Origin of the sequence: Variovorax sp. CCNWLW186 (genome assembly GCF_037203865.1) — a bacterium.
Classification (GTDB): domain Bacteria; phylum Pseudomonadota; class Gammaproteobacteria; order Burkholderiales; family Burkholderiaceae_C; genus Variovorax.
This window is the reverse complement of record NZ_JBBCBO010000042.1, coordinates 1-14,735: the sequence shown is the minus strand read 5'-3', so window position 1 is coordinate 14,735 and position 14,735 is coordinate 1. Positions and strand designations below refer to the sequence as shown.

Sequence of the window (14,735 nt, the reverse complement as noted above, 5' to 3'; positions counted from 1 at the left end):
AAAGGAGGAGGGGCGCAGCCCCGGGGGACATTCGCGGAGGGGAGTACCCGGTGGCCTTTGCACAAGCCCTGAACAGCAGCCCCGCAACACCCAACCGTTCCCGAAAAAATCCCCTGCTTAGTAGTGTTCAGAAAACAAGGAGACCTCTCATGAAATTCCGCCGCACCCTCTTGGGCCTTGCCGCCGTAGCCACCGCCCTGGGCATGTTCTCGACCGGCGCCATGGCGCAGGCCGCCTACAAGCCCGAATACAAGATGTCGCTCGTGCTCGGCCCGCCCACGCCGTGGGGCCAGGCCGGGAAGATCTGGGCCGACCTTGTGAAGGAACGTACTCAAGGCCGCATCAACATCAAGCTCTACCCCGGCGTCTCGCTCATCCAGGGCGACCAGACCCGCGAGTTCAGCGCGCTGCGCCAGGGCGTGATCGACATGGCCGTGGGGTCGACCATCAACTGGTCGCCGCAAGTCAAGCAGCTCAACCTCTTCTCCATGCCCTTCCTGATGCCCGACTACGCGGCCATCGATGCGCTCACCCAAGGCGAGGTTGGCAAGGACATGTTCAAGACCCTCGACAAGGCCGGCGTCGTGCCCCTTGCCTGGGGTGAGAACGGCTACCGCGAAATCACCAACTCCAAGAAGCCGATCAAGTCGCCCGAAGACCTGAAGGGCATGAAGATCCGCGTCGTCGGCTCGCCGATTTACTCCGACATGTTCACCGCGCTGGGTGCCAACCCCACGCAGATGAGCTGGGCCGATGCGCAGCCCGCACTCGCCAGCGGCGCGGTCGACGGGCAGGAGAACCCGCTCTTCCTGTTCACCGTGCTCAAGATGCAGAACGTGGGCCAGAAGTTCGTCACCACTTGGGGCTATGTTGCCGATCCGCTGGTCTTCGTGGTCAACAAGGAAATCTGGGCTTCGTGGACGCCGGCCGACCAGGCCATCGTGCGCCAGGCCGCCATTGATGCGGGACAGCAGGAGATTGCCATTGCGCGCAAGGGCTTGGTCGAAGCCGACAAGCCGGTGCTGAAGGACATTGCCGGCATGGGCGTGACCGTGACACAGCTCACGCCAGCCGAGCGCGAAGCCTTCGTGAAGGCCACGCGGCCGGTGTACGAAAAGTGGAAGGGCACCGTGGGTGCCGACCTCGTGGCGAAGGCCGAGAAGGCCATCGCAGCACGCAAGAAGTAACTCGGCAGGAAGACAGCACCGTCGTCGATTCAGGGTGACGCCGCGACAATGTCGCGATGCACACCCTGATCATCGACACGGACCCCGGCGCGGACGATGTGATCGCGCTGCTGTTTGCCATGGCGGCGCCTGAAGCACTGAAGCTCCAGGCGCTGACCACGGTGGCCGGCAACGTTCCGCTGGCCAAGACCTCGCGCAATGCGCGCCTCGCCTGCGAATGGGCCGGGCGTCCGGACATTCCGGTGTATGCCGGCGCCGAGCGCTCCTTGCAGCGCACGCCGATCTACGCGGCCAACATCCACGGCCGCGAAGGCATCACCGGCGTCGAGGTTCATGAGCCGGCTGTGCCGCTGGCCGAAGGGCATGCGGTCGATTACCTCATTCGCACGCTGCGTGCGGCGCCTGAAAAGAGCGTGACGCTCGCCATGCTCGGCCCGCAGACCAACCTGGCGCTCGCGCTTGAACAAGCCCCCGACATCGTGCGCGGCCTGCGCGAACTGGTGCTCATGGCCGGCGCGCATTTCAACGGCGGCAACATCACGCCGACCGCCGAGTTCAATGTATTTGCCGATCCGCATGCGGCGGAGGCCGTGCTGAAAAGCGGTGTGCCGACGACCATGCTGCCGCTGGACGTGACGCACAAGATTCTCACGAGCGACGAACGCATCGCGCGGCTTCGCGGCATCGGCAACCGGGCCGGCGCCATCGTGGCCGACATCCTGGGCGCCTATGCGCCGCAGGAAATGCGGCACTACGACATGCCCGGTGGGCCGGTGCATGACGCGACCGTGATCGCCTATTTGCTGCAGCCTTCTCTCTTCAGGGGCAGGCCGCTCAACGTCGAGGTCGATAGCCGCGACGGCATGGGTTTCGGCCAGACAGCGGCCGATTGGTACGGTAGCCTGAACCGCCCCGCCAACGCGAACTGGATCGTCGATGGCGATGCGCAGGGATTCTTCGACCTGCTGACCGAACACATCGCGCGGCTACCCTGAGAGAGCCCCGGCCCAATAAAAAAGCCACGCGGCGAACAGCGTGGCTTTTGCTTTTTGTGCTGCAGCGAATCGATCAGTGCTGCAGGATCTTGTTGAGGAAGTCCTTCGTGCGCGGTTGGCGGTTTTCCGGGTGGCTGAAGAACTCGTCCTTCGGGCAGTCTTCCAGGATCTTGCCGCCCACGTCGATGAAGATCACGCGGCTGGCCACCTTGCGGGCGAAGGCCATTTCGTGCGTGACCACCATCATGGTCATGCCGTCCCTGGCCAGGCTCACCATCACGTCGAGCACCTCGCCGACCATTTCGGGGTCGAGCGCCGAAGTGGGTTCGTCAAACAGCATCACGATCGGGTCCATGCTGAGCGCGCGGGCAATGGCCACGCGCTGCTGCTGGCCGCCGGAGAGCTGGCCCGGGAACTTGTCCTTGTGCGCCATCAGGCCCACGCGGTCGAGCATCTTCAGGCCGCGGGTCTTGGCTTCTTCGGGGCTGCGGCCGAGCACCTTGATCTGGGCGATCGTGAGGTTCTCGGTAACCGACAGGTGCGGGAACAGCTCGAAGTGCTGGAACACCATGCCGACTTTGGAGCGCAGCTTGGGCAGGTTGGTCTTGGGGTCGTGCAGCGGAATGCCGTTGACGGTGATCTCGCCCTTCTGAAAGGGCTCGAGCGCGTTCACGGTCTTGATGAGGGTGGACTTGCCCGAGCCCGAGGGCCCGCACACCACCACCACGTCGCCCTTGGAGATGCTCACCGAACAATCGTTGAGCACCTGCACCGGGCCATACCACTTGGAGACGTTCTTGATTTCAATCATTTTTTCGGACATTTCTTTCTCCGGTTCAGCCACTCAGCGAATGATGGCAATCTTCTTGTGGAGGCGCTTGACGAGCCACGACAAGGCATAGCACATGATGAAGTAAACGACGGCCGCGAGCAGGTAGGCCTCGATCGGGCGGCCGAAGTTCTTGCCCGCGGTCTCGAAGCCCTTGAGCATGTCGTACGCGCCAATGGCATACACCAGCGAGGTGTCCTGGAACAGGATGATGGTCTGCGTGAGCAGCACCGGCAGCATGTTGCGGAACGCCTGCGGCAGCACGATCAGGCGCATGTTCTGGCCGTAGGTCATGCCGACCGCCTGGCCCGCATTCACCTGGCCGCGCGGAATCGACTGGATGCCCGCGCGCATGATCTCGCTGAAGTAGGCCGCCTCGAACGCGATGAAGGTGATCACGGCCGAGATTTCCGAGCGGTAGTTCGAGCCGATGGAGCCGAAGGCCGCGTAGAACGAGGCCGGCACCAGGAGGAAGAACCACAGGATCACCATCACCAGCGGAATGCTGCGCATGCCGTTGACGTAGATGGCGGCGGGTGCGTCGAGCCACTTCTTGCCCGACAGCCGCATGAGCGCCAGCACGGTGCCGAAGATCACGCCGCCGATGGTGGCCACGATCGTCAGCATGATGCTGAAGTAGAAGCCCTTGACGACGAAGTTGCTGATGACGTCCCAGTTATAGAACGACAGGTCGAGATTCATCATGTCAGTGTCCCCCGCCGCCGGCGCTGGCCGACACGATGAAGCCCGGCACGCGCGTCTTCTTCTCGATGAAGGCCATGATGCGATTGATTGCAAAGGCCGAGATCACGTAGAGCCCCGTCACTGCAAGGTACACCTCGATGCCGCGCGAGGTTTCTTCCTGCGCCTGCATGGCGAACATCGTGAGTTCGGTCACCGACACGGCGAACGCCACCGACGAGTTCTTGAAGATGTTCATCGTTTCGCTCGTGAGCGGCGGAATGATGATGCGGTAAGCCATGGGCAAGATCACGTAGCGGTAGTACTGCGGCGTGGTAAAGCCCACCGCCATGCCCGCGTAGCGCTGGCCCTTGGGCAGCGCCTGGATGCCCGAGCGCACTTGCTCGGCAATACGCGCCGAGGTAAAGAAGCCCAGCGCCAGCACCACCAGCACGAAACTGGGCACGCCCTTCATGACCGGAATCAGCGCCGGAATGACGTGGTACCAGAGAAAGATCTGCACCAAGAGCGGAATGTTGCGGAACAGCTCGACCCAGGCATTGCCCAGGCGCACGAGCCAGGGGCTGTTCGGCAAGGTGCGGATGATGCCGATCAGCGAACCCAACACCAGCGCGACGATGAGCGCCAGCAGGGCCACCGACACGGTCCAGCCCCATGCGGACAGCATCCACTCCCAGTAGGTCGGGTACTTCCCGCCCGGGTCTTGCAAGAAGACCTGCCAATCCCAGTTTGATCCCATCGGGGACTCTCCTTCTTTCAGATTTCCAGACTGCCAGCTTGCAGAGGCCATGCCTGCGCGCCGCAGCATTGCGTTGCCTGCGAAAACAAACGCCCGCCGGGGGCGGCGGGCGTTGCGCGGATGACCTTCGTAGCGATTACTTCTTCGCGGCGTACTCTTCCATCGGCTTGTCGTTCGGGTTGGCCCAAGCCGACTTGGTGGCGTCGGACAGGGGCAGGTTCACCGTGACGTTTGCCGGGGGAATCGGCTTCAGGAACCACTTGTCCCAGAGCTTGGCGAGTTCGCCGTTCTTGATCTGCGCCTTGATGCTGTCGTCCACCACCTTCTTGAAGGCGGCGTCGTCCTTGCGGATCATGATGGCGATGGGCTCGACGCTGAGCACTTCGCCCACGATCTTGTATTCGGCAGGCGACTTGGACTTGGCGATGTTCGAGGCCAGGATGGAACCGTCCATCACGAAGGCGTCGGCGCGGCCCGATTCGAGCAGCAGGAAGCTGTCGGAGTGGTCCTTGCCATACAGTTCCTTGAAGTCGATGCCGCCGGCGCGCTCGTTCTTGCGCAGCGTTTGCACCGACGTGGTGCCGGTGGTGGTGGCCACGGTCTTGCCGTTCAGGTCCTTGATGCTGTTGATGCCCGAGTTGGCCTTGACAGCAATGCGCACTTCCTCGACGTAGGTGGTCACGGCAAACGACACGTCCTTCTGGCGCGTGGCGTTGTTGGTGGTGGAGCCGCACTCCAGGTCGACGGTGCCGTTTTGCACCAGGGGCACGCGGTTTTGCGAGGTCACGGGCTGGTACTTGGTTTCAAGCTTGGCCAGGCCGAGGTGCTTCTGGATGTCGCGAATGATGTTGGCGCAGACGTCGTAGTGGAAACCGGTGTACTGGCCGTTGCCCAGCGTGTACGAAAGGCCGGAAGATTCCCGCACGCCTTCGGTGATGGTGCCCGAGGCCTTGATCTTGGCCAGGGTGTCATTGGCCTGTGCAAACGCGCTGCCGGCAGCCACGGCTGCGATTGCCAATGCCAATACTTGCTTTTTCATACGGAAAACTCCTGAGGTGACTGGAAGATACAGATACAACTAAATTTTAGACATTCAGGTCATGGGGAATACCCGGGCCAACCCGGTGCATTCTCGATGACGCTTGCACCGGCGCCGCGCATCGCGGCGCCGTCGTGGTGCAGGGCTACCCATTGGCATTGTCCGACTTTCACTAAGCAGCCTTTGTGCCCGAGGGCTCGGCAGCCGGGGGCACCGGTGCGGACAGGCGAACGGGCTGGGTCAGATTTTCGGGCACGAGCAGCGCGTCCATCTCGGCGCGCGTCATGATGCCCAGTGATTCGGCCACCAGGTCGATCGGTCCGCCGGTGGCCAGCGCGGTCTTGGCGATGAGCGCCGCTTTTTCGTAGCCGATGAGGGGGTTGAGCGCCGTGACCAGCGTGACCGATTCCCGCACCCGCTTCGCCAGGAACTCGCGGTTCGCTTCGATGCCCACGACGCAGTTCTCCCGCAGCGTGACGCAGGCATTGCTCAGGTGCTTGATGCTCTTGAACAGGCTCCATCCCATGATGGGCTCGAAGGCGTTGAGCTGCAGCTGGCCGGCCTCCGACGCCATGGTGACCGTGATGTCGTTGCCGATGACCTCGAAAGCCACCTGGTTCATGACTTCCGGAATCACCGGATTGACCTTGCCCGGCATGATCGACGAGCCGGCCTGCCGCGGCGGCAGCCGGATTTCGCCGAAGCCGGCCTGCGGCCCGCTGGACAACAGGCGCAGGTCGTTGCAGGTCTTGCTGAGCTTGGTGGCCACGCGCTTGAGCACGCCCGAAAGCTGCACGAAGGCGCCGGTGTCCTGCGTGGCCTCGATCAGGTTGGCCGCCTGCTTCAGCGGCACGCCGCTTTGCTCGGCCAGGTACTGGCAGGCCAGGTTGGCATAGCCGTGCGGCGCGTTGATGCCGGTGCCGATGGCCGTGGCGCCGAGGTTGATTTCCTCGATGAGCGCACGCGCCTCGCCAAGCCGGGCCTCGTCTTCCCCGATCATGATGGCGTAGGTCAGGAACTCCTGCCCCAGCGTCATGGGCACGGCGTCCTGCAGCTGGGTGCGTCCGATTTTGAGAATGTCCTTGAACTCGAGCGCCTTGGCTTCGAAGCTCTTGCGCAGCGCCGCCATGGATTCGAGCAGCTTGTCGATGGCAAACCACAGCGCCAGCCGCACCGCCGTGGGATAGACGTCGTTGGTGCTCTGCGAGGCGTTGACGTGGTCGTTGGGGTGCAGCACGTCGTACCGGCCTTTTTCATGGCCGAGCTTTTCGAGCGCGAGGTTGCAGATCACCTCGTTGGCGTTCATGTTGGTCGAGGTGCCGGCGCCGCCCTGGATCACGTCGACCACGAATTCGTCGAGCAGCTTGCCTTCGATGAGGTCGTCGCAGGCCAGGATGATGGCGGCGGCGCGGTCGCGGTCGATGGCGCCCAGGTCGGCATTGGCGCGCGTGGCGGCCTTCTTTACCAGCGCCAGGGCGCGCACCAGGTCGGGCATGGCCGACACGCGGGTGCCGGAGATCGCAAAGTTCTCGACCGCACGCGCGGTGTGCACGCCCCAGTAGGCGAGGGCAGGAATCTGCTTTTCGCCGAGGAAGTCGTGTTCGGTCCTGAAATTGGGGCTCATACAGGTTCCTCGGCTAAAAAAAAGCACGCGGGTGGCGCGTGCCGGAAGACTTGCTGTGACAGCGATCTGAAAGCTGCCGCGACTGTAGTGGCGGCCCGCCCGCAACGCCAATGCCGTTTGCGGGGAGCCTCATGCGCGGCATTTATAGATTGTGCAGCGCACAAATTCCAGGCGTCAACCATCTCGGCGGGTCGGCGGCTGGGCGCCGACCAGGTATGACCAGAGCGCATCGGCCGTGCGCTTGGGCTGCAGGCTTTCCAGGCCCGCCGCGGCCTTGGCGGAACGGCCGGCGCCGGTCTTGACGGGGATGGGGGCGCTCGGCCGCTCGCGATAGGCGCGGATTTCCATCGTCGCCTCCAGGCTGTCGATCTCGGGCGGCAGCGCGCTCACCAGCTTGCGCGCCTTGATTTCCTTGCGCACCGCGCTCTGCGGCAAAAAGGCGATGCCGTGGCCTTCGAGCGCCATGACCTTCAGGCCCTCGGCCATGTCGGTTTCATAGACCCGGTCGAGGTGGATGGCGGTGCCCGATTCCTTGAGCAGTTGGTCGACCACCCGGCCCAGGTAGGCGCCGGGCGCGTAGCCCAGGTAGGGCAGCGGCTGGCCGGGCCTTCCGGGCAGGCGGAAGCGCGGTGCGCCCTCGGCGTCGGCCTTGACCCAGGGGGCCACGGTTTCCTCGCCCAGGCTGACCATTTCGTACTTGTTGGCGTCGAGCTGCAGCGGCTGCGAGGGGTGGTGATAGGCAATCAGCAGGTCGCAGCTGCCTTCGACCAGCCGCAGCACGGCGTCGTGCACGTTGAGCGCGATGAGCCGGCTCTTGATGGGCCCGAAGTGCTCGCGCAGGCTGGTCACCCACGAAGGAAAGAAGGTGAAGGCCAGCGTGTGCGGCACCGCAATCTCGATCACGTCCTGCCCCGCCGCCGAATGGCCGCGCAGCATGGCGCGGGTGCTCTGCAGCGATTGCAGCATCTCGATGGCCTGGCTGTAGAGCGTCTGGCCCGCGGGCGTGAGGCGCGTGGGGTAGGAGCTGCGGTCGACCAGGTCGGTGCCGGCCCAGCCCTCCAGCGCCTGGATGCGCCGCGAAAAAGCCGGCTGCGTGACATGCCTCAATTGGGCCGAGCGGCTGAAGCTGCGCGTTTCCGCCAGGCTGATGAAGTCTTCTAGCCACTTTGTTTCCATACGCGGCGATTATGCGAGCGCCGCGCCATACTGGGCGCCCCCTCCTTTTCCCGCACTCGCCATGTCTTTTGCCGACCTGCCCGAACTGACCGCCACCGAACTGTCGCACCTGATCGGGAGCCGAAAGGTGTCCTGCCGCGAGGTGATGCAAGCGTCGCTGGCGCGCATCGAGGCGCTCAACCCGCGCTTCAACGCCATTGTTTCGCTGCGCGAACCCGAAGCCCTGTTGGCCGAAGCCGGTGAACGCGACGCCGAACTGGCACGCGGCGAGCGGCGCGGCTGGATGCACGGCTTTCCGCTGGCGGTGAAGGACTTGAGCCACGCAGCCGGCCTGCCGACCTCCATGGGCTCGCCGCTTTCGCCGCGCACCCCGGCGCGCACCGACAGCCTTCACGTCGCGCGCATGCGGGAGTCCGGTGCCATCGTGATCGGCAAGACCAACACGCCGGAGTTCGGCCTGGGCTCGAACACCTACAACACGGTGTTCGGCATTACCCGCAACGCCTATGCGCCCGACCGCAGCGCCGGCGGCAGCAGCGGCGGCGCCGCGGTGGCGCTGGCCCTGGGCATGCTGCCGGTGGCCGACGGCAGCGACATGATGGGCTCGCTGCGCAACCCGGCCGCCTTCAACAACGTGATCGGCATGCGGCCCTCGCGCGGCCGCGTGCCCGGCGATCCCGAGCAGGAGCTGTTCTTCCAACAACTGGGCACCGAAGGACCGATGGCCCGCAACGTGGAAGACACCGCGCGGCTGCTGGCGGTGCAGGCGGGCTTCGACACGCGCGTGCCGCTGTCGTCGCCGCAGGCCCTGCCCGCGCCCGATGCACTGCGGCTCGACGACAACGTGGAGGGCCTGCGCGTGGGCTGGCTCGGCGGCATCTGGCCCGATCTGCCGCTGGCGCCGGGCATCCGCGAACTGGGCGAGCGCGCACTCGACACCTTTCGCGCCATCGGCTGCGAAGTCGAGCCCTGCACGCTCGATGTGCCGCGCGAGCACAACTGGAACGCGTGGCTGCGCCTGCGGCAGTTGCTGGTCGGCGGCAAGCTCGGCGCGTACCTGAGCGACCCGAAGCTCTTTGCCCAGCTCAAGCCCGAGGCGCAGTGGGAAATAGAGCAGAGCCGCCACCTGGATGCGGCGTCGCTGTACCAGGCTTCGCTCTATCGCTCGAATGTGTACCGTGCGTTCGTCAAGCTCTTCGAGCGCTTCGACTTCGTGCTGGCGCCATCGGCCCAGGTGTTCCCTTTCGATGCGGAACTGCACTGGCCCGCCGAAGTGGCCGGCGTGCCGAGCGACACGTATCACCGCTGGATGGAAATTGTGACGCCGTTCACCCTGGCCGGGTTGCCGACGCTGAATGTGCGCGCGGGATTCGGCGAGGGCGGGTTGCCGATGGGCCTGCAGCTGGCCGGGCCGATCCATGCGGATCTCGGCGTGCTGCGGCTGGGGAATGTGTATGAGCGGGCCTGCGGATGGGGCAAGCAACGCCCGCCGGTTTTGGCTTGACTCCCTCCCCTTCCGGGGGAGGGCGGGGGTGGGGGCACGCGGCGCATCCACTGGGCGCCCTGCCCGCCCCCATCCCAACCTTTCCCCAGAGGGGGAAGGGGCAAGACCATCAGACCGGCGTCAAGACACCGCGCCCCGCGAAATGCCCTTCAGCATTCGCAAGGAAATGGTCGACCGATTTCTGCGTCGCCTCCGGCGACCAGCCCGCCATGTGCGGCGTAAGCAGCACGTTGTCCAAGCCGATCAGCGGCTCGGGCCGCTTCGGCTCGCTTTCATAGACATCCAGGCCCGCGCCCGCAATGCGGTTCTCGCGCAGCGCCGCGGCCAGCGCCTCGGTATCGACCACGCTGCCGCGGCCGATGCTGACCAGGAAGCCCTGCGGCCCGAGCGCATCGAGCACCTCGGCATTCACCAGGTGGCGCGTGGCCGGCCCGCCAGGCGCGGCGAGCACCAGGAAGTCGGCCCACGTGGCGAGCGACTTCAGGTCGTCGAAGTAGCGCTGCGTTGCGCCTTCTCGCGGCTTGCGGTTGTGATAGCCCACTTCCATGTCGAACGCGGCGGCGCGCTTGGCGATTTTCTGGCCGATGGTGCCCAGCCCGAGGATGCCGAGCTTCTTGCCCGACACGTTCGGCGGCTGCGGAATCGCCTCGCGCCACACGCCCTCGCGGCACAGCCGGTCGAGCTGGCGAAACCCGCGAACGATGCTGATCAGCAGGCCGAAGGCGTGGTCGGCCACACAGTCGTCATTGGTGCCCGCGCCGTTGGCCGTGACGATGCCGCGCGCCCGGGTCACGTCGAGCGGCACGCCTTCGTAGCCTGCGCCCATGCAGCAGACGAGTTCAAGTGCCGGCATGGCCGCGATTTCTTCGGGCGTGATGCCGATGACGCCGATGGTCAGCACCGCGCGAAACTTCTTGCCGTGCTCCGCAACGGCCGCGGCGCGCGCGGCGGGATCGAAGGCGTAGGTCACGTCGTAGATTTCGGCAATCTGGGCCTGGTGGGCACTCGAGAGGCTGTTGAGCACCAGCAGGGGAATCTTGGTCGGCACGTCTGAACTCCTGGATCAATGAGAAACAAAGAAATGAATGATCGGGCTACATCAGCGGGGTTGCTTCGCTCTTCTGCAAAGCCCACATCTGCGCATAGCGGCCCTGCCTGGCCAGCAACTCGGCATGCGTGCCGCGCTCGACGATCACGCCGGCTTCGAGCACCAGGATCTCGTGCGCATCGACCACCGTCGACAGGCGGTGCGCAATGACCAGCGTGGTCTTGTCCTGCGCCGCGCTCTTGAGCTCGGACTGGATGGCGCGCTCGTTGGCGGAATCGAGCGCCGAGGTGGCCTCGTCGAAGATCACGATGGGCGGGTTCTTGAGCAGCGTGCGCGCAATGGCCACGCGCTGCTTTTCTCCGCCCGAAAGCTTGAGGCCGCGCTCGCCGACCGTGGTTTCGTAGCCCAGAGGTGTGGCCGAGATGAAGTCGTGGATGCGCGCCGCGCGCGCCGCGGCTTCCACCTCTTCGCGGGTTGCGCCCGGCCGACCGTAGGCAATGTTGTATTCGACCGTGTCGTTGAACAGCACCGTGTCCTGCGGCACGATGCCGATGGCGCGGCGCACGCTGGATTGCTGCACCTCGCGGATGTCTTGCCCGCCGATGGTGATGCGGCCCTGCTGCACGTCGTAGAAGCGGTAGAGAAGGCGTGCGAGGGTTGACTTGCCGGAGCCCGAGGGGCCGACCACGGCCACGGTCTTGCCGGCCGGGATCTCGAAGCTCACGTGCTTCAGGATGGGGCGCGCAGGTTCGTAGGCGAAGCTGACGTCTTCGAAGCGGATGGTGGAGTCGACGCCCGCGAGCGGTTGCGCGCCGGGCGCGTCGCGCACCTCGCGCTCTTTTTCCATCAGCACGAACATCTTGTCGAGGTCGGTCAGGCTCTGCTTGATCTCGCGGTAGATCACGCCCAGAAAATTGAGCGGAATGTAGAGCTGGATCATGAAGGCGTTGACCATCACCAGGTCGCCCAGCGTCATGCGCCCTTCGACCACGCCCGAGGTGGCGCGCCACAGCATCAGCACCAAGCTCACGGCGATGATCATCTGCTGCCCGATGTTGAGCATGCTCAGCGTGCGCTGGCTCTTGATGGCGGCCTTGCGGTACCGGTCCAGGCTGGCGTCGTAGCGCTTCGCCTCGAACTCCTCGTTGTTGAAGTACTTGACGGTTTCGTAGTTCAGCAGCGAATCGACCGCGCGGCTCTGGGCCATGGAGTCGAGCTCGTTCATGGTCTTGCGAAACTGGGTGCGCCACTCGGTCACGGTGACCGTGAACGTGATGTACAGCACCAGCGCCGCGGCCGTGATCCAGACAAAGAGCGAGTCGAACTTCACGCCCAAAATCGTGAGCACCAGCACCAGCTCGATGATGGTCGGCACGATGCTGTAGAGCGACATCGAGATGAGCGAGTGCACCCCGCGCGTGCCGCGCTCGATGTCGCGCGTCATGCCGCCGGTCTGGCGCTCCAGGTGGAAGCGCAGGCTCAGCGAATGCAGGTGGCCGAACACCTCCAGCGCAATCTGCCGGGCCGTGCCTTCGGTGGCTTTGGCAAAGATCAGTTCGCGCAGCTCGCCGAAGAGCGCGGTCGAGAACCGCAGCAGCCCGTAGGCCAGCAAAAGCCCGATGGGCACGATCAGCAGCGCCTGCGCCATGTCGGGCTTGGGCGTCATTGTGTCGATGAGGTTCTTGAGCAGCACCGGCACGCCGACGTTGGCCACCTTGGCCCCCACCATGAAGGCAAGCGCGGCCATTACCCGCCACTTGTATTGCCAGAGGTAGGGAAAAAGCCGGCGCAGCGTGGCCCAGTCGGAGCGGTCGCTGCGCGCCGGGGGGTGCCCGGCGACGGGATGGGACGATGGAGGTAGGGCTTCGCCGCTGCGGCGCATGAGGGACAATCGTGGTTGCTTTGTTCTGCCTCAGATTGTGCCCATGTCCGATACTTCCAGCACCGACGCTGCCGCCACCCTCAAAAGCCTGCCCACCGACATGGAGCTGGTGCTCAAGGTCATTCCCATGCCGGCGGACTGCAACGCCAACGGCGACATCTTCGGCGGCTGGGTCATGGCGCAGTGCGACCTGGCCGGCTCGGTCATTCCAGCGCGCTACGCCAAGGGCCGCCAGGCCACGGTGGCGGTGAACGAGTTCATCTTCAAGCAGCCGGTGCGGCTGGGCGACATTCTCTCGTTCTATTCGAAGCTGGTGCGCATCGGGCGCACCTCGGTCACGGTGACGGTCGAGGTGTTTGCCGAGCGTTTTCGGGCGCAGGGCGAGTACATCAAGGTGACGCAGGCCACGTTTACCTACGTGGCCATCGACGACCACGGCCGCCCGCGGCCGATCGAGAAGTAAATCGGCGCAGGGGTGTGGAGCCCCTCAGACCTTCGAAAAATCCGGCTTGCGCTTTTCCATGAAGGCGCCGAAGGCTTCGCGCGCGGCCGGTTCCCGCAGCATGCGCCCGAAGCTCGCGCCCTCTTCGTCCATGCGCTCGAGCACGGCGGGCAGTTGCGCCTTCTTCAGCAGGCGCTTGGTCTCTACCAGCGCGCTCAGCGGCTTGGCCGCGAGCTTGCGGGCCTGAACCTGGGCGATGGCGTTGGCTTCGGTCGGCGGCACGATGCGGTTGACCAGGCCCACTTCGAGCGCGGCCTCGGCCATGAAAGGCTCACCCAGCAACAGCGCCTCGGCGGCACGGTGGTAGCCCAGCATCTGCGGCACCAGCAGGCTCGAGGCCGCCTCGGGGCACAGGCCCAGGTTCACGAAAGGCATCGAGAAAGCCGCGTTGTCGCCCGCGTAGACGAGGTCGCAGTGGAACAGCATGGTGGTGCCGATGCCCACGGCCGGGCCGCAGACGGCGGCGACCACGGGCTTGGGAAAGGTGGCGATGCCGCGCAAAAAGCGGAACACGGGCGACTCCTTGCCGGCGGGCGGGGCATTCAGGAAGTCGCCGATGTCGTTGCCGGCGCTGAAAATGGTCGGGTCGCCCTGGATCAGCACGCAGCGCACGGCCGCGTCGCCCTCGGCCGTGGCCAGTGCATCGGCCAGTTCGGCGTACATGCCGCTGGTGATGGAGTTTTTCTTGTCGACGCGGTTGAAGGTAATGGTCATCACACCGGCTTCGGTGTGGACGAGGATGTCGCTCATGGGAATGGTCCTTGAATAAAAACGGGTGACGCCACGCTCAGGCGTCGAGGGCTTCTCGCACAAAATCCAGGCGGTCCTGGCCCCAGAACATCTGGTCGCCGACGAACATGGTGGGGGCGCCGAACACGCCCCGCTCCACGGCTTCTTGCGTGACGGTTTTCAGGCGGTCTTTCACGTCCTGCGAACCGGCCAGCGCGAGCAAGGCAGTGGCGTCGAAGCCCGCATTTTGAAGCACGGCGCCGACGACGGCCGGGTCATTCATGTTCTTGGGTTCGACCCACATGGCGTGAAAAATGGCGTCGACATAAGCGCCGAATCGTTCCGGCTCTTTCATCTGGATGCCGGTGGCCCCGCGCATGAGCAGCAGCGTGTTGATGGGAAAGTGCGGGTTGTGCACAAAGGGCACGCCGTACCGTTTGGCAAAGCGCTGCAGGTCGATGGTCATGTACGGCGCCTTGGGCACCACTTCGGCCGGAGACCGGTTGCCGGTGGCCTGGAACACGCCGCCCAGGAGCATGGGTTTCCAGACGAGCTCGGCGGCGGTGTCGGCGCAGACGTGCGGCAGCTGGGTGGCGGCCAGGTAGGCGGCGGGGCTGCCGAAGTCGAAATAGAAATCTACGGACTTTTTCATTGGGTCTCCTTGGGCGCTTGTTCAGGGCGTTTTGTTCAGGGCGTGCGCACAGGCCACCGGGTACTCCCCTCCGCGAATGTCCCCCGGGCTTCGCCCTCCTCCTTTATTTCGCTGCGCGGAGCACCCG

Annotated in this window: 14 protein-coding genes; 4 read left to right on the top strand and 10 right to left on the bottom strand. The window is 64.9% G+C overall.

From position 1 onward, the window contains the following. The first annotated feature begins 149 nt into the window (after positions 1 to 149). Both V9K97_RS26925 and V9K97_RS26920 read left to right on the top strand, forming a co-directional pair. Positions 150 to 1,187, top strand: a complete 1,038-nt coding sequence (locus tag V9K97_RS26925) for a DctP family TRAP transporter solute-binding subunit (protein ID WP_281147834.1) — start codon at positions 150 to 152, stop codon at positions 1,185 to 1,187. 56 nt (positions 1,188 to 1,243) lie between these two features. Further along, positions 1,244 to 2,182: a nucleoside hydrolase gene (locus V9K97_RS26920; RefSeq protein WP_337321889.1), complete on the top strand. Its 939-nt coding sequence runs from the start codon at positions 1,244 to 1,246 to the stop codon at positions 2,180 to 2,182. A 73-nt stretch (positions 2,183 to 2,255) separates the two neighbouring features. Here V9K97_RS26920 and V9K97_RS26915 read toward each other — a convergent pair whose 3' ends face one another. From V9K97_RS26915 to V9K97_RS26890, 6 genes are all read right to left on the bottom strand, one after another. Further along, on the bottom strand, positions 2,256 to 2,993 hold the full coding sequence (locus tag V9K97_RS26915; RefSeq protein WP_258508239.1) for an amino acid ABC transporter ATP-binding protein: 738 nt from the start codon (positions 2,991 to 2,993) through the stop codon (positions 2,256 to 2,258). A 33-nt stretch (positions 2,994 to 3,026) separates the two neighbouring features. After that, the gene (locus tag V9K97_RS26910) at positions 3,027 to 3,716 is read right to left on the bottom strand and encodes an amino acid ABC transporter permease (protein ID WP_337297480.1); all 690 of its coding nucleotides are present in this window, start codon (positions 3,714 to 3,716) and stop codon (positions 3,027 to 3,029) included. 1 nt (position 3,717) lies between these two features. Continuing rightward, complete coding sequence (locus V9K97_RS26905; RefSeq protein ID WP_337297481.1) at positions 3,718 to 4,452, bottom strand: amino acid ABC transporter permease; 735 nt, start codon at positions 4,450 to 4,452, stop codon at positions 3,718 to 3,720. Between the two features lie 136 nt (positions 4,453 to 4,588). Next, a complete protein-coding gene (locus V9K97_RS26900) occupies positions 4,589 to 5,491 on the bottom strand; it encodes an amino acid ABC transporter substrate-binding protein (protein WP_258503941.1) in 903 nt (300 codons plus the stop codon). A gap of 172 nt (positions 5,492 to 5,663) precedes the next feature. Further along, on the bottom strand, positions 5,664 to 7,115 hold the full coding sequence (locus V9K97_RS26895) for an aspartate ammonia-lyase (RefSeq protein WP_337321888.1): 1,452 nt from the start codon (positions 7,113 to 7,115) through the stop codon (positions 5,664 to 5,666). A 174-nt stretch (positions 7,116 to 7,289) separates the two neighbouring features. Further along, a complete protein-coding gene (locus V9K97_RS26890; protein WP_337297482.1) occupies positions 7,290 to 8,291 on the bottom strand; it encodes a LysR substrate-binding domain-containing protein in 1,002 nt (333 codons plus the stop codon). A gap of 61 nt (positions 8,292 to 8,352) precedes the next feature. Here V9K97_RS26890 and V9K97_RS26885 point away from each other — a divergent pair, with 61 nt between their 5' ends. Continuing rightward, on the top strand, positions 8,353 to 9,795 hold the full coding sequence (locus V9K97_RS26885) for an amidase (protein ID WP_337321887.1): 1,443 nt from the start codon (positions 8,353 to 8,355) through the stop codon (positions 9,793 to 9,795). A gap of 109 nt (positions 9,796 to 9,904) precedes the next feature. Here V9K97_RS26885 and V9K97_RS26880 read toward each other — a convergent pair whose 3' ends face one another. Together V9K97_RS26880 and V9K97_RS26875 are read right to left on the bottom strand one after the other, a co-directional pair. After that, on the bottom strand, positions 9,905 to 10,843 hold the full coding sequence (locus V9K97_RS26880; RefSeq protein WP_337321886.1) for a 2-hydroxyacid dehydrogenase: 939 nt from the start codon (positions 10,841 to 10,843) through the stop codon (positions 9,905 to 9,907). A gap of 46 nt (positions 10,844 to 10,889) precedes the next feature. Then, positions 10,890 to 12,725, bottom strand: a complete 1,836-nt coding sequence (locus V9K97_RS26875) for an ABCB family ABC transporter ATP-binding protein/permease (protein WP_337321890.1) — start codon at positions 12,723 to 12,725, stop codon at positions 10,890 to 10,892. A gap of 43 nt (positions 12,726 to 12,768) precedes the next feature. Between V9K97_RS26875 and V9K97_RS26870 the strand changes: the two genes are divergently transcribed. Further along, the gene (locus V9K97_RS26870) at positions 12,769 to 13,188 is read left to right on the top strand and encodes an acyl-CoA thioesterase (protein ID WP_337321885.1); all 420 of its coding nucleotides are present in this window, start codon (positions 12,769 to 12,771) and stop codon (positions 13,186 to 13,188) included. 24 nt (positions 13,189 to 13,212) lie between these two features. Here V9K97_RS26870 and V9K97_RS26865 read toward each other — a convergent pair whose 3' ends face one another. Both V9K97_RS26865 and V9K97_RS26860 read right to left on the bottom strand, forming a co-directional pair. Beyond that, positions 13,213 to 13,977: an enoyl-CoA hydratase gene (locus V9K97_RS26865; protein WP_337321884.1), complete on the bottom strand. Its 765-nt coding sequence runs from the start codon at positions 13,975 to 13,977 to the stop codon at positions 13,213 to 13,215. Between the two features lie 37 nt (positions 13,978 to 14,014). Then, positions 14,015 to 14,608: a 2-hydroxychromene-2-carboxylate isomerase gene (locus V9K97_RS26860; RefSeq protein WP_337321882.1), complete on the bottom strand. Its 594-nt coding sequence runs from the start codon at positions 14,606 to 14,608 to the stop codon at positions 14,015 to 14,017. Positions 14,609 to 14,735: the final 127 nt, after the last annotated feature.

Bases quoted from the DNA above. Each gene is read 5' to 3' on its own strand.
- V9K97_RS26925 (WP_281147834.1), top strand. From the start codon at position 150: ATGAAATTCCGCCGCACCCTCTTGGGCCTTGCCGCCGTAGCCACCGCC.
- V9K97_RS26920 (WP_337321889.1), top strand. From the start codon at position 1,244: ATGCACACCCTGATCATCGACACGGACCCCGGCGCGGACGATGTGATC.
- V9K97_RS26915 (WP_258508239.1), bottom strand. From the start codon at position 2,993: ATGATTGAAATCAAGAACGTCTCCAAGTGGTATGGCCCGGTGCAGGTG.
- V9K97_RS26910 (WP_337297480.1), bottom strand. From the start codon at position 3,716: ATGATGAATCTCGACCTGTCGTTCTATAACTGGGACGTCATCAGCAAC.
- V9K97_RS26905 (WP_337297481.1), bottom strand. From the start codon at position 4,452: ATGGGATCAAACTGGGATTGGCAGGTCTTCTTGCAAGACCCGGGCGGG.
- V9K97_RS26900 (WP_258503941.1), bottom strand. From the start codon at position 5,491: ATGAAAAAGCAAGTATTGGCATTGGCAATCGCAGCCGTGGCTGCCGGC.
- V9K97_RS26895 (WP_337321888.1), bottom strand. From the start codon at position 7,115: ATGAGCCCCAATTTCAGGACCGAACACGACTTCCTCGGCGAAAAGCAG.
- V9K97_RS26890 (WP_337297482.1), bottom strand. From the start codon at position 8,291: ATGGAAACAAAGTGGCTAGAAGACTTCATCAGCCTGGCGGAAACGCGC.
- V9K97_RS26885 (WP_337321887.1), top strand. From the start codon at position 8,353: ATGTCTTTTGCCGACCTGCCCGAACTGACCGCCACCGAACTGTCGCAC.
- V9K97_RS26875 (WP_337321890.1), bottom strand. From the start codon at position 12,725: ATGCGCCGCAGCGGCGAAGCCCTACCTCCATCGTCCCATCCCGTCGCC.
- V9K97_RS26870 (WP_337321885.1), top strand. From the start codon at position 12,769: ATGTCCGATACTTCCAGCACCGACGCTGCCGCCACCCTCAAAAGCCTG.
- V9K97_RS26865 (WP_337321884.1), bottom strand. From the start codon at position 13,977: ATGAGCGACATCCTCGTCCACACCGAAGCCGGTGTGATGACCATTACC.
- V9K97_RS26860 (WP_337321882.1), bottom strand. From the start codon at position 14,608: ATGAAAAAGTCCGTAGATTTCTATTTCGACTTCGGCAGCCCCGCCGCC.